The organism is Parapontixanthobacter aurantiacus (assembly GCF_009827635.1).
GTDB lineage: Bacteria > Pseudomonadota > Alphaproteobacteria > Sphingomonadales > Sphingomonadaceae > Parapontixanthobacter > Parapontixanthobacter aurantiacus.
In genome coordinates, this window is sequence record NZ_WTYW01000001.1 from 597,057 (window position 1) to 620,869 (window position 23,813).

The 23,813-nt window shown below is 62.1% G+C and carries 23 protein-coding genes and 1 tRNA gene; 15 read left to right on the forward strand and 9 right to left on the reverse strand.

Going from position 1 to position 23,813, the window contains the following annotated elements:
• Window positions 1–22 precede the first annotated feature (22 nt).
• The 3 genes from GRI38_RS02910 to GRI38_RS02920 all read left to right on the forward strand — a co-directional run bounded on the left by GRI38_RS02910 (window position 23) and on the right by GRI38_RS02920 (window position 3,185).
• Window positions 23–388 carry a cytochrome c-type biogenesis protein gene (locus GRI38_RS02910; protein ID WP_160682435.1) on the forward strand — a complete coding sequence of 122 codons (366 nt, stop codon included), beginning with the start codon at window positions 23–25 and terminating at the stop codon, window positions 386–388.
• Window positions 385–1,044 (forward strand): tetratricopeptide repeat protein, encoded by a 660-nt coding sequence (locus GRI38_RS02915; RefSeq protein WP_160681471.1) that lies wholly within the window; start codon window positions 385–387, stop codon window positions 1,042–1,044. The genes GRI38_RS02910 and GRI38_RS02915 overlap by 4 nt, the downstream gene beginning before the upstream one ends.
• Window positions 1,045–1,283: 239 nt before the next feature.
• Entirely contained in the window at window positions 1,284–3,185 is a 1,902-nt protein-coding gene (locus tag GRI38_RS02920; protein WP_419880263.1) for a potassium transporter Kup, read from the forward strand.
• A 4-nt stretch (window positions 3,186–3,189) separates the two neighbouring features.
• On the opposite strand, the gene GRI38_RS02925 is transcribed toward GRI38_RS02920, so the two are convergent.
• The 5 genes from GRI38_RS02925 to GRI38_RS02945 form a co-directional block, all read right to left on the reverse strand.
• Window positions 3,190–3,840, reverse strand: a complete 651-nt coding sequence (locus GRI38_RS02925) for an inner membrane-spanning protein YciB (RefSeq protein WP_419880257.1) — start codon at window positions 3,838–3,840, stop codon at window positions 3,190–3,192.
• Window positions 3,837–4,760: a signal recognition particle-docking protein FtsY gene (gene ftsY / locus GRI38_RS02930; protein WP_160681473.1), complete on the reverse strand. Its 924-nt coding sequence runs from the start codon at window positions 4,758–4,760 to the stop codon at window positions 3,837–3,839. The genes GRI38_RS02925 and ftsY overlap by 4 nt, the downstream gene beginning before the upstream one ends.
• The gene (gene mtaB, locus GRI38_RS02935; protein ID WP_237487324.1) at window positions 4,757–5,971 is read right to left on the reverse strand and encodes a tRNA (N(6)-L-threonylcarbamoyladenosine(37)-C(2))-methylthiotransferase MtaB; all 1,215 of its coding nucleotides are present in this window, start codon (window positions 5,969–5,971) and stop codon (window positions 4,757–4,759) included. Before mtaB ends, ftsY begins: the two co-directional genes overlap by 4 nt.
• The gene (dapF, locus tag GRI38_RS02940; RefSeq protein WP_160681474.1) at window positions 5,953–6,762 is read right to left on the reverse strand and encodes a diaminopimelate epimerase; all 810 of its coding nucleotides are present in this window, start codon (window positions 6,760–6,762) and stop codon (window positions 5,953–5,955) included. The genes mtaB and dapF overlap by 19 nt, the downstream gene beginning before the upstream one ends.
• A 99-nt stretch (window positions 6,763–6,861) precedes the next feature.
• A complete protein-coding gene (locus GRI38_RS02945; protein ID WP_160681475.1) occupies window positions 6,862–8,544 on the reverse strand; it encodes a putative bifunctional diguanylate cyclase/phosphodiesterase in 1,683 nt (560 codons plus the stop codon).
• Window positions 8,545–8,728: 184 nt separating this feature from the next.
• Between GRI38_RS02945 and GRI38_RS02950 the strand changes: the two genes are divergently transcribed.
• Window positions 8,729–9,142, forward strand: coding sequence for an EVE domain-containing protein (locus GRI38_RS02950; protein WP_160681476.1), 414 nt, complete (start codon window positions 8,729–8,731; stop codon window positions 9,140–9,142).
• Window positions 9,143–9,164: 22 nt separating this feature from the next.
• Here GRI38_RS02950 and GRI38_RS02955 read toward each other — a convergent pair whose 3' ends face one another.
• On the reverse strand, window positions 9,165–10,853 hold the full coding sequence (locus GRI38_RS02955; protein ID WP_160681477.1) for a thiamine pyrophosphate-binding protein: 1,689 nt from the start codon (window positions 10,851–10,853) through the stop codon (window positions 9,165–9,167).
• 176 nt (window positions 10,854–11,029) lie between these two features.
• On the opposite strand from GRI38_RS02955, the gene GRI38_RS02960 reads away from it, so the two are divergent.
• The gene (locus GRI38_RS02960) at window positions 11,030–11,236 is read left to right on the forward strand and encodes a hypothetical protein (protein ID WP_160681478.1); all 207 of its coding nucleotides are present in this window, start codon (window positions 11,030–11,032) and stop codon (window positions 11,234–11,236) included.
• A 10-nt stretch (window positions 11,237–11,246) separates the two neighbouring features.
• Here the strand turns inward: GRI38_RS02960 and GRI38_RS02965 are convergent, their stop codons facing one another.
• Window positions 11,247–12,563 carry an MFS transporter gene (locus tag GRI38_RS02965; RefSeq protein ID WP_160681479.1) on the reverse strand — a complete coding sequence of 439 codons (1,317 nt, stop codon included), beginning with the start codon at window positions 12,561–12,563 and terminating at the stop codon, window positions 11,247–11,249.
• Between the two features lie 181 nt (window positions 12,564–12,744).
• Between GRI38_RS02965 and pgsA the strand changes: the two genes are divergently transcribed.
• The 3 genes from pgsA (at window position 12,745) to GRI38_RS02980 (ending at window position 14,949) form a co-directional block, all read left to right on the forward strand.
• Window positions 12,745–13,353 (forward strand): CDP-diacylglycerol--glycerol-3-phosphate 3-phosphatidyltransferase, encoded by a 609-nt coding sequence (pgsA, locus tag GRI38_RS02970; protein WP_160681480.1) that lies wholly within the window; start codon window positions 12,745–12,747, stop codon window positions 13,351–13,353.
• A gap of 412 nt (window positions 13,354–13,765) precedes the next feature.
• Window positions 13,766–14,518 (forward strand): hypothetical protein, encoded by a 753-nt coding sequence (locus GRI38_RS02975; RefSeq protein ID WP_160681481.1) that lies wholly within the window; start codon window positions 13,766–13,768, stop codon window positions 14,516–14,518.
• Complete coding sequence (locus GRI38_RS02980) at window positions 14,515–14,949, forward strand: hypothetical protein (protein WP_160681482.1); 435 nt, start codon at window positions 14,515–14,517, stop codon at window positions 14,947–14,949. The genes GRI38_RS02975 and GRI38_RS02980 overlap by 4 nt, the downstream gene beginning before the upstream one ends.
• A 16-nt stretch (window positions 14,950–14,965) precedes the next feature.
• Here the strand turns inward: GRI38_RS02980 and GRI38_RS02985 are convergent, their stop codons facing one another.
• Window positions 14,966–15,862: a hydrogen peroxide-inducible genes activator gene (locus GRI38_RS02985; protein ID WP_160681483.1), complete on the reverse strand. Its 897-nt coding sequence runs from the start codon at window positions 15,860–15,862 to the stop codon at window positions 14,966–14,968.
• Between the two features lie 6 nt (window positions 15,863–15,868).
• Window positions 15,869–17,113, reverse strand: coding sequence for a ribonuclease D (gene rnd, locus GRI38_RS02990; protein ID WP_160681484.1), 1,245 nt, complete (start codon window positions 17,111–17,113; stop codon window positions 15,869–15,871).
• A 195-nt stretch (window positions 17,114–17,308) separates the two neighbouring features.
• Between rnd and aspS the strand changes: the two genes are divergently transcribed.
• The 7 genes from aspS (at window position 17,309) to GRI38_RS03025 (ending at window position 23,715) form a co-directional block, all read left to right on the forward strand.
• Complete coding sequence (gene aspS, locus GRI38_RS02995) at window positions 17,309–19,192, forward strand: aspartate--tRNA ligase (protein WP_160681485.1); 1,884 nt, start codon at window positions 17,309–17,311, stop codon at window positions 19,190–19,192.
• Between the two features lie 123 nt (window positions 19,193–19,315).
• Window positions 19,316–19,552, forward strand: a complete 237-nt coding sequence (locus tag GRI38_RS03000; protein ID WP_160681486.1) for an acyl carrier protein — start codon at window positions 19,316–19,318, stop codon at window positions 19,550–19,552.
• 130 nt (window positions 19,553–19,682) lie between these two features.
• Window positions 19,683–20,942 (forward strand): beta-ketoacyl-ACP synthase II, encoded by a 1,260-nt coding sequence (gene fabF, locus GRI38_RS03005; protein ID WP_160681487.1) that lies wholly within the window; start codon window positions 19,683–19,685, stop codon window positions 20,940–20,942.
• Between the two features lie 40 nt (window positions 20,943–20,982).
• On the forward strand, window positions 20,983–21,951 hold the full coding sequence (mltG, locus tag GRI38_RS03010; protein ID WP_160681488.1) for an endolytic transglycosylase MltG: 969 nt from the start codon (window positions 20,983–20,985) through the stop codon (window positions 21,949–21,951).
• Entirely contained in the window at window positions 21,951–23,018 is a 1,068-nt protein-coding gene (locus tag GRI38_RS03015) for a serine hydrolase domain-containing protein (protein ID WP_160681489.1), read from the forward strand. The genes mltG and GRI38_RS03015 overlap by 1 nt, the downstream gene beginning before the upstream one ends.
• On the forward strand, window positions 23,015–23,527 hold the full coding sequence (locus GRI38_RS03020) for a 2'-5' RNA ligase family protein (protein ID WP_337191229.1): 513 nt from the start codon (window positions 23,015–23,017) through the stop codon (window positions 23,525–23,527). Before GRI38_RS03015 ends, GRI38_RS03020 begins: the two co-directional genes overlap by 4 nt.
• Before the next feature lie 111 nt (window positions 23,528–23,638).
• Window positions 23,639–23,715, forward strand: a tRNA-Met gene (locus GRI38_RS03025).
• The last annotated feature ends 98 nt before the right edge of the window (window positions 23,716–23,813 follow it).

The window sequence follows — 23,813 nt, forward strand, 5'->3', positions numbered from 1 at the left end:
GTCGATCGCTGCGCAGGACGCCATGCCGCCCGCGCCCTACGCCTATAGGCAGCTCGACGATCCGCAGCAGGAGGCGGCGGCGCGCGAACTGATGCACGGCCTTCGCTGCCTGACCTGCCAAAGCCAGTCGATCGCCGACAGTAACGCGCCGATGGCAGGCGACATGCGCCATCAGGTCAGGAGCCGCATCGCTGCCGGGGAAAGCCCGGAAAGCATCCGCGAATGGATGATCGAGCGCTACGGAGATTATATCAGCTACGAACCGCGCATCGCCGCTACGACCTGGCCGCTATTTGCGGTGCCCGTCGTGATCGTTTTGGCTGCGCTGTTCGTCCTGCGGCGTCGTCTCGTCCGGCGCGACCGGGCAGATAAGGCTTTTGGCGCATGATCTGGCTCGTGGTCATCGCGCTGGCAGCGCTGGCCTTCGCCGCTGCGGCTTTCGTGTTCGGCCTGCCGCGTCCGGTCTGGACGATCTTCGGAGCGGTCCTGCTGTTCGGCCTGGCGGGTTACGGCGTACAGGGCAGTCCGGGGCAACCGGCTGCACCGCGCGCGGCGATTGCGACCGAGGCGCAATCGGGCGAGACAATGGTCGCGCAGCGCCGCCAATTCTTCGACCCGAACCTGCCCCTTCCGCGCTACGTCATTCTGGCCGACGGCTTCACCCGCGACGGCCAGTACGAGCGCGCAGCGGAGTTCCTTGCCGTGGCGCTGGAAGAAAATCCGCAAGATGCTGAAGGGTGGGTCGCGCTCGGCAACGTCCTTGTCGAGCATGCCGACGGGACGCTGACACCGGCGGCGGGCGAAGCTTACCAGCGTGCCGCCCGCTATGCCCCCGAGAACCCGGCGCCGCCCTACTTTCTCGGGCTGGCGATGCTGAGAGGCGGGCGGCTCGCCGAAGCGGACGAATTGTGGCAGCAGGCGCTCGCCATGACCGAGGAAGATGCTTCCTATCGCCCCATCCTTGCGCAGCGCAGTGCTGCATTGCGGGCGCTGTCGGAGCGTGTTTCCGCGCAAGGCGAAGCGATGCGCGCTCCGCCGCCATAGCCGCCCCACAAGACAGCGTTTGCGGGGCGATAGCGATACTGCTAGACGCGCTCCTTCCTCGATAGCGCAGCAACAGGCGCACGGGACCAGGGGGAGGCCGGGAACGGCGCCATGCCGGAATGGACATCGCTTTCAGCTTGCGAGCAGAGGGTCGATGAGAAATTGGGTCTGCTTTATTTATGAGCGAAACGTCATTGCCTCAAACCGCCGAGCCGTCCGTCGGAACGCCGGGCGAGCAAATGCAGGGGGGCCATGCGGGCCACGGCGGAACGAGCCGTGCAGGTCTTGCCATCGGCGCCATCGGGATCGTCTTCGGCGATATCGGTACGAGTCCGCTCTACGCCTTTCGCGAGACCTTTTCGGGTGCCAACAACTTCTCGATCGCGATCGACCGGTTGCACGTTCTGGGCGTGGTCAGCCTGATTTTCTGGTCGATGCTGATCGTCGTCGCCCTGCAATATGTCACGATCCTGATGCGGGCGGACAATAAGGGGCAGGGCGGTAGCCTCGCTCTCGTCGCGCTGCTCTCACGCAGCATCGGCAAGAGCCGTCACAGCTGGCTCGTGGTTCTGCTCGGCGTGTTCGCGACCTCGCTGTTCTACGGCGACAGCATGATTACCCCGGCAATCTCCGTCCTGTCCGCAGTGGAAGGGTTGACGGTCGTCAACCACCGCCTCGATCCGCTGGTCATTCCGATTGCGCTCGTCCTGCTCGTGTTCCTGTTCCTCCTGCAAAGCCGAGGCACGGCCAAGGTGGGCGCATTGTTCGCGCCGGTCATGATCATTTATTTCGTAGTCATTGCAGGGCTCGGGCTTAACCAGATCGTGCAGAACCCCGACATCCTGTGGGCGCTGAACCCCTGGTACGCCATTCAGTTCTTCATCACTGACGGGGCCATCGCGTTCCTCGCGCTCGGTGCGGTCGTGCTGGCGGTGACCGGCTCGGAGGCGCTCTATTCGGACATGGGACATTTCGGACGCGGGCCGATGAGGCTGTCCTGGTTCGGCTTCGTCATGCCCTGTTTGCTGCTCAACTATTTCGGGCAGGGCGCCATGATTTCCGGCTTGCCGCCCGAACAGGCGGCCGAGGTCGTGCGCAATCCGTTCTTCCTGCTGGCCGGTGAGGAATGGCGCCTCCCGCTCGTCATCCTGGCGACCGTCGCGACCTTCATCGCTAGTCAGGCGGTCATTTCAGGCGCGTTCTCGATTACACATCAGGCGATGCAGCTGGGCTTCATGCCGCGCCTTTCGATCCGTCACACGAGCGAAACCGAAGCAGGCCAGATCTATATTCCGGTCGTCAACTGGGCGCTGATGGTGGCGGTCATCATCCTCGTCCTGACGTTCCAGAACTCGTCCAACCTCGCGAGCGCATACGGCATTGCGGTCACCGGAGCGGTGACGATCGACACTTTGCTGATGGGCGTCCTCTTCGTCGGTGTCTGGAAGTGGAAATGGTGGGTCGCTCTGCCGGTCGTCATCTTCTTCCTGATCGTCGATGGTGCCTATTTCGCGGCCAACCTCGTCAAGATACCGGACGGGGGGTGGTTCCCGCTCGTCGTAGGCCTCGTGGCCTTCACCCTGCTGACGACCTGGGCGCGCGGTCGAAAGCTCATGCGCGACCGGATGAGCGAGGTGTCCCTGCCGCTCGAAATCTTCGCTAAATCCGCGAAGAACAGTGCGATGCGCGTTCCGGGCACGGCGATCTTCATGGCGTCGTCCAAGGACGGCGTTCCCTCCGCGCTCCTGCACAACATCAAGCACAACAAGGTGCTGCACGAGCGGGTCGTCATCCTGACCGTCCTCATCGCAGAGGTGCCCTATGTGGACGAGGCGGAGCGGTGCGAACTGCACGACATGGGAGATGGCTTCTTCCGGGCGGTCCTGCATTACGGCTTCATGCAGGAAACCGACGTGCCGCGCGGTCTCAAGACGATGCAGCAATGCGGCGGCGAGTTCGACATGATGCAGACGAGCTTCTTCCTGTCGAGGCAGACGCTTCTGCCGTCCGACAAGCCCGCGATGCCGATCTGGCGGGAAAAGATCTTCGCCTGGATGCTGCGTAATTCGGCGACCGCGATGGAGTTCTTCCGCCTGCCGACAAATCGCGTGGTCGAACTCGGCAGTCAGGTGCGGATCTAGCGGCTTACTCTCCGGTGGGCGGTTGCTTCGTTGCCGCTTCCTGCTCCTGCCCCACGTCTAGGCCATGCTTCAACAGCATGGGGATCTGGCTGAAGGTGAACAGGAAGGAGAGCGGCATGAACACCCAGAACTTTGCCCAAAGCCAGCTTTCGAAGGTCATCTGAGCGCGCAATATCTCGTTGAGAACAGCCAAGGCGAGGAAGAACAGGCCCCAGTTGCGCGAGAGTTTCAGCCATCCCTCGTCGGAGACGCCTTCGAACGCTGCTTCGAGGAGGATCTTGAGTAGCGCCTTGCCGCGCAGCCATCCGCCCACGAGGACCAAGCCGAACAGCAGATAAATTGCGGTCGGCTTGAACTGGATGAAACGCTCGTCCCTCAGCCAGATGGTCAGCGCCCCGAACCCCACGATGAGGGTCGTGGACAGGATCAGCATCGGCGAAACCTTGCCGAACTTCCACTTGCTGAAAAGAAGCGCGATAACTGCGGCGACCATGAACGCTATCGTTCCGTAGATGACGGCGGCGATCTCTCCGAAGGTCGAATCTTCTGGCGGTTGATAGAACTTGTAGACGCCGAGAAAGACGAGCAGCGGCCCGTAATCGACGAGTGTGTTGAGCCAGCCGCTCTTCGCCTCGGGCTTGTCCGTCGTCATCATGCCACCCCGGCAATGACGCGTGCGACGAGGTCGGGATCGAAGGGCCGCAGATCGTCCATTTTCTCGCCCACGCCGATCGCATGGATGGGCAGGCCATATTGCTCGGCCGCCGCGACGAGGACGCCGCCGCGTGCCGTGCCATCGAGCTTGGTCATGATGAGACCGGTAACTCCCGCGACCTGCTGGAACACTTCGATCTGGCTAAGGGCGTTCTGGCCGTTCGTCGCATCGAGCACGAGGACGACGTCGTGCGGCGCCTCGGGATTGAGGCGACCGAGCACGCGCCTGATCTTTTCCAGTTCGTCCATCAGCTCGCGCTTGTTCTGAAGGCGACCCGCCGTATCCACGATCAGCGCATCGGTTCCGCGATCCGTCGCGGCCTTGACGCCGTCGAATACGATGCTGGCGGGATCGCCGCCTTCGGGACCGCGCACGATCGGAACGTCGAGCCGCTCGGCCCAGGTTGCCAGCTGACCGATGGCCGCGGCGCGGAACGTATCGCCGGCGGCCAGCATGACTTCGTAATCGTCTTCCTGGAACCAGTGCGCGAGCTTCGCGATGGTCGTCGTCTTGCCCGAACCGTTGACGCCGATCACCAGGATCACCTGTGGGCGCGGAAAAGCGACGATCTCGATGGGTTTGGCAACAGGCCGAAGGATGGCGGCAATCTCCTCCGCGACGGCTTCCTTCAGTTCCTGCGGCGTGATCTGCAAACCGAACCGTTGTTCGGCCAGGCGCCCACGAATGCGCGAGGCTGCGGCGGGGCCGAGATCGGAAACGATCAGCGCGTCCTCGACATCGTCGAGCGTCGCATCGTCGAGCCGCGCCGTGCCGACTGCGCCGGTCAGGTTAGAAGACAACCTCTCGGACGTCTTGCGAAAGCCGCCGAACAGGCGGTCGGACCAACTCGTTTCGCTCATGTCAGCAACCCGTTCTCGACCGATTGGGGACGGACAGCGACGATCTCTCCGCGACTTGCGTGCGGAGGAGCAGCAACGCGGGCGTAATTTTCGGCATAGCCGGTCCCGTCGCTCTCGACGAGGATGTTGAGATCAGTTCCTTTGAGGCCGTCGAGCCAGCTGTGCCGTGCATTTGCGACACGCTCACGCAATTGCGCTGCTCGCTCCTTCACCGTCGGACGGGGCAATTGCGGCATGCGCGCGGCGGGAGTGCCTGACCGCGGCGAATAGGGAAATACGTGACCGTGAACGATGTCGAGTTCCTCGATAATGGAAAGATTGTCGGCGTGGTGCGCTTCGGTTTCGGTGGGAAACCCCGCAATGAGATCGGCACCGATTGCAATTTCGGGGCGCTTTGACTTGAGCGCGCTGACCAACCGGATCGCATCCTTTCTCAGATGGCGCCGCTTCATGCGTTTCAGGATGAGGTCGCTCCCATGCTGGAGGGAGAGGTGCAGATGAGGCATGAGGCGCTGCTCGTCAGCGAACAGATCAAGCAATAGCGGGTCGATTTCAACGCCGTCGAGCGAAGACATTCGAAGACGCCGCAATTCGGGAAAATGCGTAAGTATCGCGGCAACGAGTTCGCCGAGCGGCGGCTGCGAGGAAAGGTCATGTCCCCAGCTCGTCACATCGACGCCGGTGAGGACGATTTCAGCCGCCCCGGCGACGAGATGCCGCTCGACTTCGCGCAGGACATCCATGATCGGCAAGGAACGGCTGCGTCCGCGTCCCTGCGGGATGATGCAGAAGGTGCAGGCGTGATCGCAACCGTTCTGGATCGCGATGAAGGCGCGGGTATGGCGCGATTTGTCGGGGGTCGCCTGCTTGCTCTCGGCGATGTTCCAGGCGCGCGCGTCCAGCTTCGCCGCATTGTCGATCAGCCCGTCGACCTCGTCCATGGCGGAAAGCTGCGCGCGTTCGGTTTCGGCGGCGCATCCGGTCACGAGCAAACGCGCATGCGGATTGGCCCGGCGCGCCTGTCGGATCGCCTTGCGCGTCTGGCGGACCGCATCGAGCGTCACCGCGCAGCTATTGATGACCACGATGTCGCGCTCTTCCGCGAGCATCGCGCGAATACGTTCGCTCTCGGCGATGTTGAGCCGGCAGCCCAGCGAAACGACCTTGGCCGCGCTATCTGCAACCTCGACGCTCATTCGAAGTCGTCCCATTCGAAGCTGCCTTCGAAACTGCGCGTCGCCGGACCGCTCATCCAGATGTGCCCATCGTCGGCCTGCTCGATTTGCAAGCTGCCGCCGGGCAACCCGACCGTTACCTTCCGGTCGACGAGACCGCGCGCAATCGCTGCTGCCGTCGTCGCACAGGCGCCCGTTCCGCAGGCTCGCGTCAGACCGGCTCCGCGTTCCCAGACCCTGAGGTCGATCGCTGTACGGCTTTTCACCGTCGCGACGTTGACGTTTATGCGCTCGGGAAAGAGGGGATCGCGTTCGATCTGCGGACCGATGCGGGCAAGATCGACGCCGTGACAATCCTCGACGAAGAAGACGATGTGAGGGTTTCCGATGCCGAGTGCGACGGGATGCTCGAGTTCGTCCCAAGCAACCGGCATGTCGAGCGTATCGAGCGGCATTTGCAGCGGTATCGCATTCCACGCGAAGTTCGGCTTGCCCATATCGACGCGTGCACCGGCATCGTCAGGCTCGACCATGATGAGGCCCCCGCGCGTATCGACGCTGGCCTTGCTCCCATGCAACAGCGCCACGGCACGGGCGGCATTGCCACAGGATTCGACCTCTCCGCCATCGCGATTGTAGATCCGCATTGCAAAGTCGCCGGTGGTCGAGGGTTGCATCACGATCAACTGATCGCAGCCGATACCCGTATGCCGGTCGGAAAGGGCTTTCACCGTCTCTTCGGTGAGGTCGGGCAGGGGACGGTCGCGCGCATCGAGCACGACGAAATCGTTGCCCAGCCCGTGCATTTTGGTGAAGGAGACGCGCATTGTGTCCCCGCATCTATGCGCCCGCCCGCGCTAGGTAAAGGGATGGGCGCGGCGAAACGCGGCAATTTGAAAAGGCTGACGCGATGCCTGCCGGACAATTCAGGCCGAACGGCGCAGTTCGCCCTCGTCCGGTTTCGCGCCGGTATCGTCTGCGCCTTCTTCCCGTGTCACCGCCGCAGGGCCGAGTAACAGCCCCTTGGACGCCAGCATGGCTGTCACGCTGGCGGCGTCCTCGGGCTGGCCGTAGTGATAGCCTTGCCCGCTGAACTGCCCCATGTCGCGCAAGTTCTGCAAGACCTCGGCCGTCTCGATGCCTTCCGCTGTGATCGGCATCTTCAACCCGTTTCCAAGCGAGAAGATGGCATTGACGATAGTCTTGTCGGCATTTTCATCGCGCAACGAAGCGATGAAGCTGCGATCGATCTTCAACCGGTCGACAGGCAGGGTGCGCAATTGCGACAGGCTTGAATAGCCCGTTCCGAAGTCGTCGAGGCTGATGCGGATGCCCTGGTTGCGCAGGCTGGCGATGATGGAGCGCACTTGCTGGGGATCGGTCTCGAGGCAGCTTTCGGTAATTTCGAGATCGAGCCGCGAGGCGGGGAAATTGTGCTGAACGAGCAGTTTGAGGATGCGCTGCGCAAAGAGGGGATCGCGCAACTGGACCTGCGAGATGTTCACCGAAAGGGTAAGGTGAGGCGCCCAGTCGCGCGCATCGCGAAATGCCTGCGCCATGAGGCTTTCGGACAATTCGGCGATGACGCCCATGTCCTCTGCCACCGGAATGAAGATATCGGGTCGCACAAGACCGAGTTCCGGCGAGCGCCAGCGTGCCAGCATCTCAAAACCGATAAGGTCGCCCGAGCTGATGTCGATCTGCTGCTCGTAGAAAGGCACGAATTCGCCATTGGTAATGCCGTCCCGGATGCCGCGCTCCAGTTCGCTGCGATATTGCAGGTCGGTTTCCATCGAGGCCTCGAACCAGGCGTAGCGGTTCTTGCCCTTCTTCTTGGCGTTGTACATCGCGATATCCGCCCAGTGTAGCAGATCGTTCGCATTAGCCTTGGCCGCTGTGCGGCTTCCAGAAAGGCCGGAATAGTCGAGCCCTCCATTGCATGCGATGCCGAGCGACACGGTAATATCCATGAGGTGGTCGCAGCTCGCGAAGGGTTCGGCGAAACTACCGATCAGCTTCTGCGCCAACCGATCGACCTTCTCGGGCGCGGGGCCGGAATAGGCGATGGCGCAAGCGAATTCGTCTCCGCCCAGCCGCGCAAGAACCACGTCAGGCGGCAGGTGTGCGCGCAGGCGGGCGACCGTTTCCTGCAATACCTCGTCACCTGCTGCGTGTCCGTTGAGATCGTTGACCTGCTTGAAATTATCGAGGTCGATGACGAATACCGCCAGTTTGGCCCCGTCCATGCGGCATTTCGCCAGAAGCGCATCGAACGTCTCTATTGCGTTGCGCCGGTTGAGACAGCCGGTCAGCGGATCGATCTGCGACAATTCGCGCGCTTCGCGTTCCGCCGCCATATGCTGGGCGATCTTCGCGTTCAGCGTCCGGTTCCTGCGCCAGCCCATCGCGATGAGAGCTATGTTGAGGAGCAGCGCATTGACGAGCGTGACGTCGGGGGGCGCTGCATTGCTGAAGGCGGCGCGATAGACCTGTGGCAGAACGGAGCTTGCCAGACCGACGAACAGGACCATCGCGGAGAGCGCGACCCCGATCGTGACGTAGTCTCTTTCGAACGGCTTTTCCTGCGCGCCCGTCTGCCAGATCTTCATCGCGACGAAGCCACCTTCCCCCATTTCACTACATGGCTGCGATAGACAGTTTGCCTCAACATTCTGTTAACACTGAAAGGCGGGCGCGATTTGCGCTCAGTGATGTCGTTGCCTATCTGGCGGCGAAGACACGTCGCGCTCGACTTCCCGCCGGCAAACAAGCGAAACTGAGGAGCTTTCCACCATGGCCCGATACTGGCTGCTGAAATCCGAACCCTTCAAATATAGCTGGGACGATCTCAATGCCGAGGGAGAAGGAACGTGGGACGGGGTTCGCAATCACCGCGCGAAGAACAACCTTCAGGCGATGGAAGTCGGCGATCAGGCGTTTTTCTATCACTCGCGCGAAGGGCTGGAAATCGTCGGCATCTGCGAGGTCAGCGAAGCAGGGCTTACCGATCCGACGGACGAGACCGGGAAGTGGGCCGCAGTGAAGGTCGTCCCCAAGACTAAATTGCCCAATCCCGTGACGCTCAAGCAGATCAAGGCGGAACCGGCGCTGGAGGACTGCGAACTCGTCAGGCAATCGCGCCTTTCGGTGGCCGAGATCAAGCCAGAGGAGTGGTCGGTCATCATGTCGCTTGCCGGGGTCAACTGATCAGCGACAAACCTGTCCGCCGTCAGGCTCGCAGGCCCGATACGCTCGCTCCGCTGGCGGCAAGCTGTTCGATGTCAATGAGACAATGGATCAATCTGACGCCGCTGCGACCCTTCGCAGCAATGAGAGCGTCCTTGAATTCTTCCGTCGTCCGGGCCGTGGCGCCCCACGCCCCGTAACTTTCCGCCAGTTTCGCGAAGTCCGGGTTTTTGAGGTCGGTCGCTGAGACGCGGGTCGGAAACTCGCGCTCCTGATGCATCCTGATCGTACCATAGGCTGAGTTGTCCACCACCACGACGAGAAGATCGGCATCGTGCTGCACGGCGGTCGCAAGCTCCTGCCCGTTCATGAGGAAATCCCCATCGCCCGCAACGGCGACCACCATGCGCTCCGGAAACCGGAGAGAAGCGGCGACCGCTGCCGGAACGCCGTATCCCATCGCGCCGCAGGTCGGGGCCAGTTGCGAGGGATGGCCCGCATAATGCCAGTAGCGATGCCACCAGCCGGCGTAATTGCCCGCGCCGTTGCACAGGATGGTATCGGCCGGCAGGGTATCGCGCATGAAGGTCACGCAGCGGGCCAGATCGAGTTCGTGCCCGCTTGCAACGGGCGTCGACCATTCTTCCCATTCGCGATGGGCTTCGCGGCCCGCATCGAAGTCTATGACCGCTCCCTCGTCCCACAGATCGGCGCATTCCGCGAACTCGCCCATATCCGCACAGATAGCGAGGTCGGTTTCGTAGACGCGGTGCAACTCTTCCGGGTCGGGATGGACATGGACGAGCTTGCGCGCTCCGTCGACCAATGCAGGCACGCTATAGCCATCGGTCGTCGCTTCGCCGAGGCGCGCTCCGACGGCGAGGATCAGATCGGCATTGCGGACGCGCTCGACCAGCTTCGGATTAGGCCCGTAGCCGAGATTGCCGGCATAGACGGGCGAAGTGGGAGAGATGGCATCCTGACGGCGAAAGGCGGTGGCACAGGGCAGGCCGATGCGTTCTGCAAACAGCTGGAAATGTTGCCGGGCCTTCGCATGCCAACCGGCGCCGCCGATGATCGCGAGCGGACTGGCGGCGTCCTGCAACAGGGCCATCATCGCCGCCATGGCGTCGGGGCACGGCGCCTGGGCAGGCCTTGCCACGAAGGGGCGCGGCAGCGCCTCGGCATGATCGGTCAGCATGTCCTCGGGGAGGGCGAGGACAACCGGACCGGGCCGACCCGAAATCGCCGTCGCGTAGGCGCGTGCGATGAATTCCGGAATCCGTTCGGCATGGTCGATGCGCGCGGCCCACTTGCAGATCGGTGCGAAGAATGCGGAAAAGTCGATCTCCTGAAAGCCTTCGCGCTCGCGCATTTCGCGGGCGACGTCGCCGACGAAAAGGATGAGCGGCTGCGAATCCTGATGGGCGACATGCACCCCGATGCTGGCATTCGTCGCGCCCGGACCGCGCGTCACGAAGGCGACGCCGGGTCGCGCGGTCATGGCTCCATCGGCGCAGGCCATGAAGGCGACGCCGCCCTCCTGCCGACAGGTGACGACATCGATCTCTGACGAATCGAGCAATGCGTCGAGCACGGGCAGAAAGCTTTCGCCGGGAACGGTAAAGATGCGCTCGCAACCCTGCACCTTGAGACATTCGACGAGAAGATCGGCACCGCGCCTGGACGAGCTGCCCGATCCGGCGGTGACTGGTGCTTGGTGACTATTCATTTCGAGGGGCTCCCGCTGCTTCGTCCGACGCGCACTCGTCGTGACCTGACCACATTCTCGCCCGCGACGAGGTTCTGCAGGATGCGATGGTTAGCCGCCATCCTTAACGTGCCGAATTGCGACAGCGGCTCATTTGCGGGGAGCATAATGGTTACGATTTCGTTAACTCCAGCATCATGAGAAGAGCACTCGTCCTTACCACTGAAAGCGCCCGCAATTCCTTTCGCGCGCGGCTTCCTCACAAATCCCTCGCAGCCGATCCGGCGATCGATGCGGACAGTATCGGCGGTCGCCCGACGCTCTGGCTCACCATGCAGGACATGCGCGGCGTCGCCAGCACCTATTTCGTCGTTTTCGCCGCGGCACTCGCCTTCTTCGCCTGAAGCGGCGAACCTATGCGGTGACGAGGGCATCGGCGCGCTCGATGTCGTAAAGGCGTTGCCCCAGCCATGCCGATACGAGGCACATCACCGCGCTCATCAGCAATTGCTCGGTAAGCCGCATTCCGAATACGTTGAGAGCCATCGCCGCGAGCGAACCCACGACCATTGCACCCGAATTGACGATGTTGTTCGCAGCGATCGTGCGGGCCGCCTTTTCGGGCCTGACGCGGGTTGTCAAAAAGGCATAGAGCGGCACGACGAACATTCCCCCGGCGACCGAAATGCCCAGCAGGCAAAGGAGCAGCAGGCTTGCCATCGGCCAACTCATGAACTCGGACACGTTGAGAAGCTCTGTCGGCTGGTCCGCTTCCCACAACCGGCACACGAGATAGAACGCGACGACCGACGCGCCCATTGCGATCACCGACCATGGCGAATATCGGGCGGAAACGCGCCCCTTCAATAGTGCGTTCACGGCCAGCGAACCGATGGCGATACCGATCGAGAAGATGACGAGAAACAGGCTGGCGACTTCCGGCTCGGCCATGATGACGTTCTTCGCCAGCGGAACGAACTGGATGATGAGGACCGCCCCGATCGCCCAGAAAAAGCTGATGGCGATAATCGCATAGAAGATCTGCCGGTCATGCATGGTGTCCTTCACCAGATTGACCGAGGCCCGCCACAGGTTCCAATCGAGCGTTTCGGGTTCGCCCATCGGCGGGGCGGTGGGCACCTGCCGACTGACGAGATAGCCGACCACGGCGGTCACGAGGATGGCGATTATCGCCCATTGCACCTCGATCCATCCGGCCAAAATCGTGCCTGCGAGGATGGCGATATAGGTCCCCGCCTCGACGAGGCCCGTTCCCGCAAGCACTTCGTCCTTCTTGAGATGCTGCGGCAGAATCGCGTATTTGATCGGGCCGAGGAAGGTCGATTGCACGCCCGTCAACAGGAGAGCGAACAGCAGGAGCGGAATGGCGACTGCGTGGGTAAAGAGCCCCTGCCATGCCAGGAACAGGCCAACGGCGCCGATGCACATCAGGCCGATCTCGCACGCCTTCACCGTCCGGATGATCGCCGCCTTGTCGCGCATGTCGGCAAGTTGCCCGGCGAGCGCGGACAGAAGGAAGAATGGCAGAATGAACAGGCCGGAGGCAAGCGCGCTGAAGCTCCCTTCGGTCTGCGGCGAATTATACACCTGATAGACGACGAAGAGGACCATCGCGTTCTTGTACAGATTGTCGTTGAACGCATTGAACAACTGCGTGACGAACAGGGGCAGGAAGCGGCGGCGGCGCAGCAGATGCGTCGTGACGGTCATGGAACTATCGTATTTCCTCACCGCCGGTGCGAAGCCGGCTGCCAATCCTTGTCGAACTCTTCCTCATCCGCGAGCCGGTGTAGCGCAGCGTGCCGCACGGGCAAGGAATAAAGCGGGGTTTGCGCAGCATCGAAAGACGTTTAGGGACGGGGCAGCCGTACGGGAAGGACGTTTTGCCGCGATGTTGAGTTTGCCCAATATCCTCACTCTCAGCCGGATCGTGGCCATTCCGCTGCTCGCCTTCCTGCTGTGGTGGCCGCAATGGCAACTGGGTTACTGGCTCGCCTGGGCCCTGTACTGCCTGATGGGCATCACCGACTATTTCGACGGCTATCTCGCCCGGTCGAGCGGCGCCGTGTCCAAGCTCGGCATCTTCCTCGATCCCATTGCCGACAAGATCATGGTCGCCGCCGTGATCGTCGTCCTGACGGCGCAGGGCTATCTGCGCGGTCCCTATGCGGGCGATCTTCATGTGATTGCGGGCCTCATCATCCTCATCCGCGAGATCGCCGTCTCGGGCCTGCGCGAATTTCTCGGCGGATTGCAGGTCTCGGTGCCAGTGAGCCGCCTCGCGAAGTGGAAGACGACGTTCCAGCTTCTCGCGCTGGGCGGCCTGATCCTTGGCGGCGCGGTCCACGGGCAACCGTGCCAGTCGCTCGAAGGGCAATGCGCCGCCTTTGCGGATAGCTGGATCCACGTAACGAGCCTGTTCTTCCTCTGGGGCGCGGCGATCCTGACACTGGTGACCGGCTGGGACTATTTGCGGGTCGGCCTGAAGCACATGGATTGATCTCCGCTCGGCTGGATGGAACGCAGAACATCGCCGTAACCCCTGTGACCTTGCTGCAAAAAGCGTTGTTCGGGAGGGGCTTGCGGCCCTTCTTTCGACAAGCCGTGTGACTTTCGATCGACCCGCGCCGGGTAGATTGTCTCGCGGGCCAAAGAGGTCTTTCGAGAAATGTGGAAGGGGCGAGGGTGCGCGGCTTTGCCATCGCCAGACCTTGCCACGACGTGCTCAAGTAGGAAAGAAACAGCCAGCAGCTTGCTGATCGTTCTGACTACGCACAATAATGAGTTTTAAAAATTGACTAATCTATGATGTAAACGAGAAGCTGATCTCGCTTATAATTTTCTTCATGTTGAACTCCTCTTCATCATTGTTAGGAGAACGCAAGACAGAAACGAAGAGATCATCTGCAATAATGACGAATTTCGATGAGCTGGATGCCATATATCCTCTGAAAACCGATGACTTGCCCCGTCAATGGGTGCTGTCACAACAAAAAGGCGACTTGCCGGGGGAGTGGCAGAAGCGAAGTCTCGGCAGATGGCATTTGGCGTGTCATCCCGACGCACGATTGGCGCAGCTCCAGACCGACAAGGGGGCGCATGTCGGTTGGGTCATAGAGCCGATGCTGCATACCGTATCGGGCAAAGCTACTCCCTATCCCGATATAGTAAGGCTGGGTAGCGACGGTCCGGTTGACGACGCCCTTGTCGAAAATTTCCTTTATGGTCGAAATGCTAGTGGTCACTCGGATGGAACGGGGCTGGAGGGGATGTGGATCGCCATTGTTCTCGCCGCCGATTTTGAGCGTATCTATCTGGGACCGATCCATTCCGCAGTTTTCGAGCGTTCGACGAGGCGCGTCGCCACGTCCCACAACTTGCTCGCACCGTTTTCGAGGAATCTCGAACTTAGCAAGTCAGTCGATCCGCTTGCGACCCAGAATTATTACAGCTTCGGGCTCACGGCATTCGACGGGATCGAACGATTGCTGCCCAATCATTATCTCGATTTGCACTCTTTCGAACCCGTCCGGCATTGGCCGAAGTCGACGTTTCGGACGTTGGATGGTCCCACCGCTGCCGGACGAATGATCGATCACGGTCGGCGCATTGTGAAAGACATAGCCACTGGACAGGAGATGGTCATACCGCGGAAATGCTCTTGAAACTAACAAAGACGCCGGTCTTGCCAATCACTCTAGCAAAAGCGCAGCATTGGCTCGACGGTCTGCCAAGTTTCGTTCGGGCCAACCCCTATGACATTCTCGATCTTTCCTACCTCGAACAGCGTCTGGGTTGCTGGGAGGCGAATAGTCGATACCTGTTTCTCGGCCGGCCGAACACGCTCAATTTCATGACCAGCGGGTACTGTATCGAAGCGATGCTTAGCCTGTCGGTTTCATATCGCCGCTCCGAGAGACTGCAGGTCGACATGACCGCACATGGATGGCCGGAACTGCTTTCGGTTCCGATAAACCGTGCCGTCGGAACCTTGTGGATAGAGGGACACGGAAGGCGTTTGCTCGGACCGGCGAAGCGCCAACTGAAAGATCTTGGCAGCCGGATGATAAAGAGGTTTGGGCGCAAAAAGCCATAGGCGACTGCGCGCCTGGCTAGCCGGCGCGCAGTTCCTCGGCGAGCAGTTCGAAATCCGCCTCGCGCGGGGAGTTCTTGCGCCACGCCAGCACGATTTCGCGCGTCGCCTGGTCCGCTTCCAGCGGGCGCGCCTCGACGTCCGTATTGTCGAGGATGCCCGCCTCAATCGCCATTTCGGGCACGATGGTCATGCCAAGCCCGTTATCGACGAGCTGGACCAGCGTATGCAGGCTCGTGCCGATCATCGCCGCGGATTCGCGCAGTTCGGGGCGGTTGCAGGCCGCCAGCGCGTGTTCCTTAAGGCAATGGCCGTCTTCCAGCATCAAGAGGCGGCCCTCGTCGATCATCGACGGAAGCACCTTGCTCGGCAGATCGCGCGGATCGTCCTTGGGGAAGGCGGCGAAGAGGCGGTCGTCGGCAATATGCGCCTTGGCGACTTCGCCGGTTTCGTAAGGGAGAGCGAGGAGCACGCAATCCACCCGCCCGTGATGCAGGCTCTCGACCGCGTCCTTGCTGGTTTCCTCGCGCAGCTTGAGGCGCAGATCGGGCCGTTCGCGGCGCAGGCGCGGCAGGATGCGCGGCAGCAGGAAGGGCGCGATCGTCGGAATGACACTCATGCGAAGCTGTCCTGCCAGCGGCTTTCCTGCAGCCTGCACGATCTCGGACAGTTCCTCCGTCTCGCGCAGGATGCGGTGCGCCTTGGCGACGACCTGATTGCCGAGCGCCGTGAAGCGCACGACGCGGCGGCTCCGCTCGACCAGCGTGACGCCGAGCAGCGATTCCAGTTCGCGGATGCCGCTCGACAGGGTCGATTGCGACACGAAGCTGGCCTTGGCGGCACGGCCGAAATGCTTGTGCTCGTGCAGCGCAGCGAGATACTGGAGTTGCTTGATCGTGGGGAGGTAGATCGACATGGGCGGTCAGGCGGCGCTCTCGCTTGCGTTGTCCCTGGCGCTTTCCTTGTTCCTACGCGAACCGCCATTCATGCCGTTTTCCGGCATGTCGTCGATATGCGTCATCACGAGCTTACCGCTCTGCACGCCGAAGGCGAGCTTGCCTTCGACCACTTCGAGGGCGTCCTTGCCGAACACCTCGTAGCGCCAGCCTTTCAGCAGCGGCAGATCGCGCATTCCGGCGGCCAGTGCATCGAGGTCGTCGCTGCGCGCCAGCAGGCGGGAGGCGACGTCGATCTCGCGGCTGCGGATTTTGAGCAGCAGTTTCAGAAGGTCGGACACCAGCGCCCCCTCCTTGCCGAGCGGCGCACCGCGCCGGCCACGTTCGGGCAATTCGTCCTTGGACAGCGGCTCGGCCTCTTCGATGACCTTCATCATTCGCTTGCCGATGTCGTTGTCCTTCCACGCGCCCGAAAGACCGCGCACCTTCGTGAGGTCGGCCTGTTTCTTGGGCGGCGACATGGCGAGGCTGGCGAGCGTCTCGTCGCGCACGATCCGGCCCCGCGGAATGTTCTTGTGCCGTGCCTCGCCCTCGCGCCAGGCAGCGAGCGCCTTCAGTCGCCCGAGCATTGCGGGATTGCGTCCCTGCGCCTTGATCCGTCGCCAGGCGATGGCCGGGTCGTTCTCGTAATTGGCCGGATCGGCGAGCTTTTCCATTTCCGCATCGAGCCATACGCCGCGTCCGGTGCTGACCAGCTTCTTGAGGATGCGCGGAAAGATCTTCGCCAGATGCGTGACGTCGCCGATGGCGTATTCGATCTGGTTGTCGGTCAAGGGACGGCGGCTCCAGTCGGTGAAGCGCGCGCCCTTGTCCACGCCGAAGCCGAGCCAGCTTTCGACGAGATTGGCATAGCCGATCTGTTCCGACTGGCTGATCGCCATCATCGCGATCTGCGTGTCGAAGATGGGATGCGGCGTCTTGCCGGTGAGATTGTGGACGATTTCCACGTCCTGCCCGCCGGCATGGAAGACCTTGAGTACGTCCTCGTTGTCGGTCAGCAGGTCGAGGAGGGGGGACAGGTCGATGCCTTTAGCCAGCGGGTCGATGGCGGCGGCCTCGTTCTCGTCCGCGATCTGGACGAGGCAGAGTTCGGGCCAGTAGGTGTTTTCCCGCATGAATTCGGTGTCGACGGTGACGAATTCGGATTTGGCAAGCCGCTCGCACAAGGCTGCGAGGGTCTTCGTATCGGTGATCAGATCGTGTATGTGCATCTATTCTCTCGAATGGCGGACGGAGTGCCGTCCTCGCTGAAAGCCGCCGCCGCCCGTCTGCCCCCGCGATGCGATCGCGCGCATCCATCGGGTTGACAAAAAGCGGCGCTTCCCCTGTTAGCCCGCGCAACCTAATAGAGCGAATGCGCGAAAATGCGACCGCTCTCTTGCGACAAACGACGGAAAAAACATTCCATGCATAGCTATCGTACCCATACCTGCGCCGCTTTGAGACAGGAAGACGTCGGAAAGACCGTGCGCCTGTCCGGCTGGATCCACCGGAAACGCCATCATGGCGGCGTGCTGTTCGTCGATCTGCGCGATCATTACGGCATGACGCAGATCGTGGCGGACGAGGATTCCCCGGCGCTGAAGACGCTCGAAGGCCTGCGGGTCGAAAGCGTCGTGACGATCGACGGCGAGGTGAAGGCGCGCGATGCGGCAACGGTCAATGATAACCTCCCGACCGGCGCGATCGAAGTCTTTGCGCGCGACTGCACGGTGCAGAGCCGGGCTGAGGAACTGCCGCTGATCGTCAATTCGGCAGAGGATTATCCCGAGGAAACGCGCCTCAAATACCGCTTCGTCGATTTGCGCCGCGAGCGGGTTCATGCGAACATCATGCTCCGCAGCAAGGTCATCGCCTCGATCAGGCGGCGCATGACGGAGCAGGGCTTCAACGAGATCCAGACGCCGATCCTCGGCGCGTCCAGCCCGGAAGGGGCGCGCGACTATCTCGTGCCGAGCCGCCTGCATCCCGGCACCTTCTACGCGCTGCCGCAAGCGCCGCAGATGTTCAAGCAGCTGCTGATGGTGGCCGGGTTCGACCGCTATTTCCAGATCGCGCCATGTTTCCGCGACGAGGATTTGCGCGCCGACCGCAGCCCGGAATTCTACCAGCTCGACCTGGAAATGAGTTTCGTCACGCAGGACGATGTCTTCGCCGCGCTGGAACCCGTTCTCGCCGGCGTGTTCGAGGAATTCGCCGACGGCAAGAGCGTGACGCCCGCGGGTGAATTCCCGCGCATTCCCTATCGCGAGGCCATGCTGAGATACGGCAGCGACAAGCCGGACTTGCGCAACCCGCTGATCATTTCCGATGTCTCAGATATTTTCGCGGGAAGCGATGTGTCGATGTTCGATAGCATTATATCTGCGGGTGGCGTTGTTCGTGCGATTCCTGCCCCGAATACTGCTGATCAAGCGCGTAGCTTCTTCGACAAGATGAACGAGTGGGCACGACAGGAGGGATTTGCGGGGCTCGCCTATATCAGATTCGGCGAGGGTTTAGATATTGAGCGCCGACTTCGGGCTGGCGAAGTAGAGATTACGGATATTGACGGCGCGACAATCGCTAGCGGACCGATAGCCAATCGTCTCGACGTGGAACGTCTCGTCCAGATTGCGGATCGTTGCGGCCTCGACGGGAAAGGCGGTGTTTTCCTCGCTGCTGGAAAAGAAAAGGATGCAGCCAAGCTCGCGGGACTTGCCCGGACCCGTGCGGCTGAACAACTCGACCTGATCGAGCAAGGCTGCTTCAAGTTCTGCTGGATCGTCGACTTCCCGATGTACGAATATGACGAGGAAAAGAAGACAATCGACTTCAGCCACAACCCCTTCTCGATGCCGCAGGGCGAGATGGAGGCGTTGGAGCACCAGGATCCGCTCGACATCCTCGCTTGGCAATACGACATCGTGTGCAACGGCTACGAATTGTCGAGCGGCGCGATCCGTAACCACCGGCCCGACATCATGTACAAGGCGTTCGAGATCGCCGGCTACGGCAAGGAAGCGGTGGAAAAGAACTTCGGCGGAATGCTGGAAGCGTTCAAGCTGGGCGCGCCGCCGCATGGCGGTTCCGCGCCGGGCATCGACCGGATCGTGATGCTGCTTGCCGACGAGCCGAACATTCGCGAGGTCATCGCCTTCCCGATGAACCAGCGCGCGCAGGACCTGATGATGGGCGCGCCCAACGCCGCCGACACGAATCAACTCCGCGAGCTTCATATCCGCACGGTCGAGCCGACCCGCGCGAACCAGGCGATCCCGGAAGGTGCGACGAAGACGCCGGGCGATTGAGAAACCGCAAGGCCGGTCCGGGCGAAGGAGAGGCGGTGCAGCGGTTCATGCCTCTTGCACTGCGGCGAAGCGTTCTCTAGGGCAAAGAGCTATATCTAACCCCCCAATCCGAGAGGGAAATTCATGAGCGATACTGCTGACCGCGTGCAGAAAATTGTTGTCGAACATCTTGGCGTCGAAAGCGACAAGGTCACTCAGGATGCGAGCTTCATTGACGATCTCGGGGCGGACAGTCTCGACATCGTGGAACTGGTCATGGCGTTCGAGGAAGAGTTCGGCGTCGAGATTCCCGACGATGCGGCCGAGAAGATCAGCACGGTCGGCGACGCGACGCGCTATATCGAAGAGCACAAGGGCTGAAGCCTGACGTTGCCGTAACTCGCCCGCAGCGCGCTTCGAACGCGCGTGAGGCGGTTATCCGACAGGTCCAGCCCGATTATTTCGGGTTCGGGCCTGTCGTCGTTTAGCCTACCTGTTTTTGGAGATTTGAATGCGCCGTGTCGTGGTAACTGGCCTGGGTCTTGTCACGCCCCTCGGAGCCGATGTCGAAACCGCCTGGTCCAACCTGCTCGCCGGCAAGAGCGGGGCGGGGCAGATCACGCGCTTCGATACGGAAGGGCAGAAGTGCAAGATCGCCTGTGAGGTGAAGCCCAAGGATCACGAATACGGCTTCGATCCCGACAAGCGCGTCGATCACAAGGTGCAAAGACAGGTCGATCCCTTCATCGTCTATGGCATCGATGCGGCGGGACAGGCGCTCGAAGACGCGGGCCTCGATGACATGCCCGAGGAGATGCGGATGCGCACCGGCGCCTCGATTGGCTCGGGCATCGGCGGACTGCCCGGCATCGAGAGCGAGAGCATCGTCCTTAAGGAACGCGGCGCGAGCCGTGTGAGCCCGCATTTCGTGCATGGGCGCCTCATCAATCTCATCTCCGGACAGGTCTCGATCAAATATGGCCTGATGGGGCCCAACCATGCGGTCGTGACTGCCTGCTCCACCGGTGCGCATTCGATCGGCGATGCGGCGCGCATGATCCGCGACGACGATGCCGACATTATGCTGGCGGGCGGCGCGGAAAGCACCGTCAACCCGCTGGGCGTCGCCGGCTTCGCGCAGGCTCGCGCGCTGAATACGAGCTACAACGACCGGCCGGAACAGGCGAGCCGCCCCTATGACAAGGACCGCGAAGGCTTCGTCATGGGCGAGGGCGCGGGCGTCGTCGTGCTCGAAGAATACGAGCATGCCAAGGCGCGCGGCGCGAAGATTTATGCAGAGGTCGTGGGTTACGGCCTGTCGGGCGATGCCTATCACGTCACCGCGCCGCACCCCGAGGGCAAGGGCGCGGAACTCGCCATGCGCATGGCGTTGAAGAAGGCGGGCATGGAACCCGGCGACATCGACTACATCAACGCGCACGGGACGAGCACGATGGCCGACACGATCGAATTGGCTGCGGCAAAGCGCGTCTTCGGCGATGATCTCGGCGGGGCATCCATGTCGAGCACGAAATCCGCCATCGGGCATTTGCTCGGCGGAGCAGGGGCCGTCGAAAGCATCTTCTGCATCCTGGCGCTGCGCGACCAGATCGTTCCGCCCACGCTCAATCTCGACAATCCGGACGAAGGGACGGAAGGCGTCGATCTCGTCCCGCACGAGGCGAAGAAACGGCAGGTCGATGCCGTGCTTAACAACAGCTTCGGGTTCGGCGGCACGAACGCCTCGCTCATCATGAAGCGGGCCGAGTGACTAGGATAAGCAGGGACAGGCAAGGGCCGGACGCACGCAGATGAAGAAGTTCGGTTGCCTCCTCCTCGCCATCGTCGGCCTCGCTGCGGCCATCGGAGCGGGCGCGCTCATTTTCCCGTGGTATGGCGGCGGGACCGTGGTCGAGGATCGCACGTTCCTTGTCCCGTCCGGATCGAGCCTGACTTCGGTTGCCGGCAAGCTGGAAGAGGAAGGGATAGTCTCCTCCGCCGACGGATTCCTGTTCAGGGCCAAGATCCTCGGGGGAAGCGAACCGATCAAGGCGGGCGAATTTCTCCTGCCCGCCGGCGCCAGTCCCGCGCAGATTCTGGAGACCTTCCAGAACGGCGACGTCATTCGCCGGGCAGTCACGATCCCCGAGGGTACGCCCTCGATCCTCGTCTACGAAAAGCTGATGGCCGAGCCCCTGCTGACAGGCGAAATCGAAGTGCCCGAGGAAGGCTCGGTCCTGCCCGAGACATACGACTACGAACGGGGCGAGAGCAGGGCAGCCGTCCTCGCCCGGATGCAGGCCGCAATGGACGAGACGCTGGCCGAACTATGGGCCAATCGAAGCGAGGACATTGCGGTCGACACGCCGCGCGAGGCACTGATCCTCGCCAGCATCGTCGAGAAGGAGACCGGCCTTCCCGAAGAACGGCGCATGGTGGCGGGCGTCATGTCGAACCGCGTCGAAACGAACATGATGCTGGGCGCCGATGCGACCACTATCTACCCCATCACCAAGGGCAAGCCGCTAGGGCGGCGGATCCGCGTAAGCGAGTTGCGCGATCCCAACCCCTACAACACGCGCGCGATCGCCGGTCTGCCGATCGGACCGATCACCAATCCGGGGCGCGAGGCCATTGCCGCCGTGCTCGACCCGGCGGATACCGACGCGCTCTATTACGTCGCAGACGGTAGCGGCGGCCACGTTTTTGCAAGAACGCTGGCCGAGCATAACGAGAATGTGCGCAAATGGCGCGAATTTCGTCGCCGCGAAGGCATCTGATGGCGGTAGAGACGCCGTCCTGCTCCCGTCGCGCGATCCTTTCCGGCGCGCTTGGCTCGACCGCCTTGTTGTTTGCGCAATCGCTTTCGGCGAAGGAACAAGCGTTCCTCGTCGGCACGTTCGGCATCGCCGTCAATGCGGACGGCGTCACCCGGCTCGAGTTGCTGGAAGAGAATGGCCTCGACCTGTCGCCCGAACTGCGCTGGCATCTGGGCTCGAACACCAAGGCGATGACGGCATTGCTCTATGCGGTTTGCGTCGAACGGGGCGAGGCGGACTGGGGGGCAACGCTGGCCGAGCTGTTCCCCGACATCGCGCTTCACGCCGACCTGCGCGATGCGAGCGTCGAGCAACTCATGGCGCATGTCGCCGGACTGTCCGATCGCGGCATCGACGCTACTTGGCTGAACACGCGGCGGGCTGACGATGCCCCGCTGCCCGACCAACGCCGGACTTTTACCGAAGAATGGTTGAAGCGCGCGCCGAGCCACGAGCGCGGAACCTTCGCTTACGCCAACGCCAATTTCATCGTGCTCGGGGCGGCGATCGAACGCCTGCTCGGCATGTCGTGGGAAGAAGCGATGACCAACATGGTGTTCAAGCCGCTGGGCCTCAGCAGCGCCGGTTTCGGTGCACCCCTTCAGGAGGGGCTGTGGGGCAGACAGGCCTATTTCGGAACGAGCCTGCCGCTCGATCCTACCGGGATCGCGGACAATCCCGCCGCCTTCGGTCCGGCCGGGACGGTGCATATGTCGCCGCTTGACTATGGCCGTTTCCTTTCGCTGTTCCTGCGGGAAGGCGCGCCCCTCGTTCAGCCGGAAACCCTGCGCCATCTGCTGACTCCGCCATCGCCGGACCTCACCTATGCTGGCGGCTGGGCTCTTGCATCCTTCGGGCAAGACCGGTTGCCGGTGCTCCTCCACGACGGCTCGAACACCTTCTGGTATGCGCGCGCGATCGTCGACCGGAATAGCGGCTTGGCTTTTGCTGCGGGGGCCAATGACGGCGGAGATCAAGGACGCGAGCGGGTCGATCAGGCGATAAAATCTTTGAGCAGCGCAGCGTGAACGCCCCGGCGCCGCTCATCCTGACGGCACGGCTGCCCGAGGACATGCACGCATGGACCACGCGGCTGAGGGACGAGCACTTTCCGCCGGAACGCAATCACTTGGAAGCGCATGTGACGCTCTTTCACGCCTTGCCGCCTTCCTGCGAGGCGGAACTGTCCGACTTCATCGCCAAACTGGTGCGCGACAACGCGCCTGCTCCTGCGCGATTAGAGGGCGTGATGAGCCTTGGCGGCGGAACCGCGCTCAGGCTGTCGAGCCCGGCCATGCTCACCTTGCGCGATGCGATTGCGGACCATTTCCATGGCAGTCTGACCCCGCAGGACGAGCATCGCCCGCGGCTCCACGTAACGGTCCAGAACAAGGTCAGCGCGAAAGAAGCGAAGGCGCTTCAGGCGCTGCTGGCGCCGCAGATCGAGGCGCGCGACTTCGCGTTCAAGGGGTTCGCACTGCACCGCTATCGCGGCGGTCCGTGGGAGTTCGCAAAGGACTGGTCGTTCCGCGGCTGATGACTCGCGCCGCGAGAGTGAAATGCGAGGTTGACCGGATGGCGAGCCGGCCCTAAACGCGCCGCCTGTCGCGAGCGTTTCGACGCCCTTTATCGCGTCATCCCTTCTCGGGGCGGAGTAGCTCAGGTGGTTAGAGCAGCGGAATCATAATCCGCGTGTCGGGGGTTCGAGTCCCTCCTCCGCTACCATTCTCGAATCCGCATGGGTTCGCTTGGGGCCGCATGCATCCGCAAAATTCAATTAAAACAGAATGATGTGAGCGATTCGCGTCCGCTTGCGTGCGCTT

What these genes read in the sequence shown, in the direction of transcription:
- GRI38_RS02910 (WP_160682435.1), top strand. Translation starts at nt 23, where the DNA reads ATGCCGCCCGCGCCCTACGCCTATAGGCAGCTCGACGATCCGCAGCAG.
- GRI38_RS02915 (WP_160681471.1), top strand. Translation starts at nt 385, where the DNA reads ATGATCTGGCTCGTGGTCATCGCGCTGGCAGCGCTGGCCTTCGCCGCT.
- GRI38_RS02920 (WP_419880263.1), top strand. Translation starts at nt 1,284, where the DNA reads ATGCAGGGGGGCCATGCGGGCCACGGCGGAACGAGCCGTGCAGGTCTT.
- GRI38_RS02925 (WP_419880257.1), bottom strand. Translation starts at nt 3,840, where the DNA reads ATGATGACGACGGACAAGCCCGAGGCGAAGAGCGGCTGGCTCAACACA.
- ftsY (WP_160681473.1), bottom strand. Translation starts at nt 4,760, where the DNA reads ATGAGCGAAACGAGTTGGTCCGACCGCCTGTTCGGCGGCTTTCGCAAG.
- mtaB (WP_237487324.1), bottom strand. Translation starts at nt 5,971, where the DNA reads ATGGGACGACTTCGAATGAGCGTCGAGGTTGCAGATAGCGCGGCCAAG.
- dapF (WP_160681474.1), bottom strand. Translation starts at nt 6,762, where the DNA reads ATGCGCGTCTCCTTCACCAAAATGCACGGGCTGGGCAACGATTTCGTC.
- GRI38_RS02945 (WP_160681475.1), bottom strand. Translation starts at nt 8,544, where the DNA reads ATGAAGATCTGGCAGACGGGCGCGCAGGAAAAGCCGTTCGAAAGAGAC.
- GRI38_RS02950 (WP_160681476.1), top strand. Translation starts at nt 8,729, where the DNA reads ATGGCCCGATACTGGCTGCTGAAATCCGAACCCTTCAAATATAGCTGG.
- GRI38_RS02955 (WP_160681477.1), bottom strand. Translation starts at nt 10,853, where the DNA reads ATGAATAGTCACCAAGCACCAGTCACCGCCGGATCGGGCAGCTCGTCC.
- GRI38_RS02960 (WP_160681478.1), top strand. Translation starts at nt 11,030, where the DNA reads ATGAGAAGAGCACTCGTCCTTACCACTGAAAGCGCCCGCAATTCCTTT.
- GRI38_RS02965 (WP_160681479.1), bottom strand. Translation starts at nt 12,563, where the DNA reads ATGACCGTCACGACGCATCTGCTGCGCCGCCGCCGCTTCCTGCCCCTG.
- pgsA (WP_160681480.1), top strand. Translation starts at nt 12,745, where the DNA reads ATGTTGAGTTTGCCCAATATCCTCACTCTCAGCCGGATCGTGGCCATT.
- GRI38_RS02975 (WP_160681481.1), top strand. Translation starts at nt 13,766, where the DNA reads ATGACGAATTTCGATGAGCTGGATGCCATATATCCTCTGAAAACCGAT.
- GRI38_RS02985 (WP_160681483.1), bottom strand. Translation starts at nt 15,862, where the DNA reads ATGTCGATCTACCTCCCCACGATCAAGCAACTCCAGTATCTCGCTGCG.
- rnd (WP_160681484.1), bottom strand. Translation starts at nt 17,113, where the DNA reads ATGCACATACACGATCTGATCACCGATACGAAGACCCTCGCAGCCTTG.
- aspS (WP_160681485.1), top strand. Translation starts at nt 17,309, where the DNA reads ATGCATAGCTATCGTACCCATACCTGCGCCGCTTTGAGACAGGAAGAC.
- GRI38_RS03000 (WP_160681486.1), top strand. Translation starts at nt 19,316, where the DNA reads ATGAGCGATACTGCTGACCGCGTGCAGAAAATTGTTGTCGAACATCTT.
- fabF (WP_160681487.1), top strand. Translation starts at nt 19,683, where the DNA reads ATGCGCCGTGTCGTGGTAACTGGCCTGGGTCTTGTCACGCCCCTCGGA.
- mltG (WP_160681488.1), top strand. Translation starts at nt 20,983, where the DNA reads ATGAAGAAGTTCGGTTGCCTCCTCCTCGCCATCGTCGGCCTCGCTGCG.
- GRI38_RS03015 (WP_160681489.1), top strand. Translation starts at nt 21,951, where the DNA reads ATGGCGGTAGAGACGCCGTCCTGCTCCCGTCGCGCGATCCTTTCCGGC.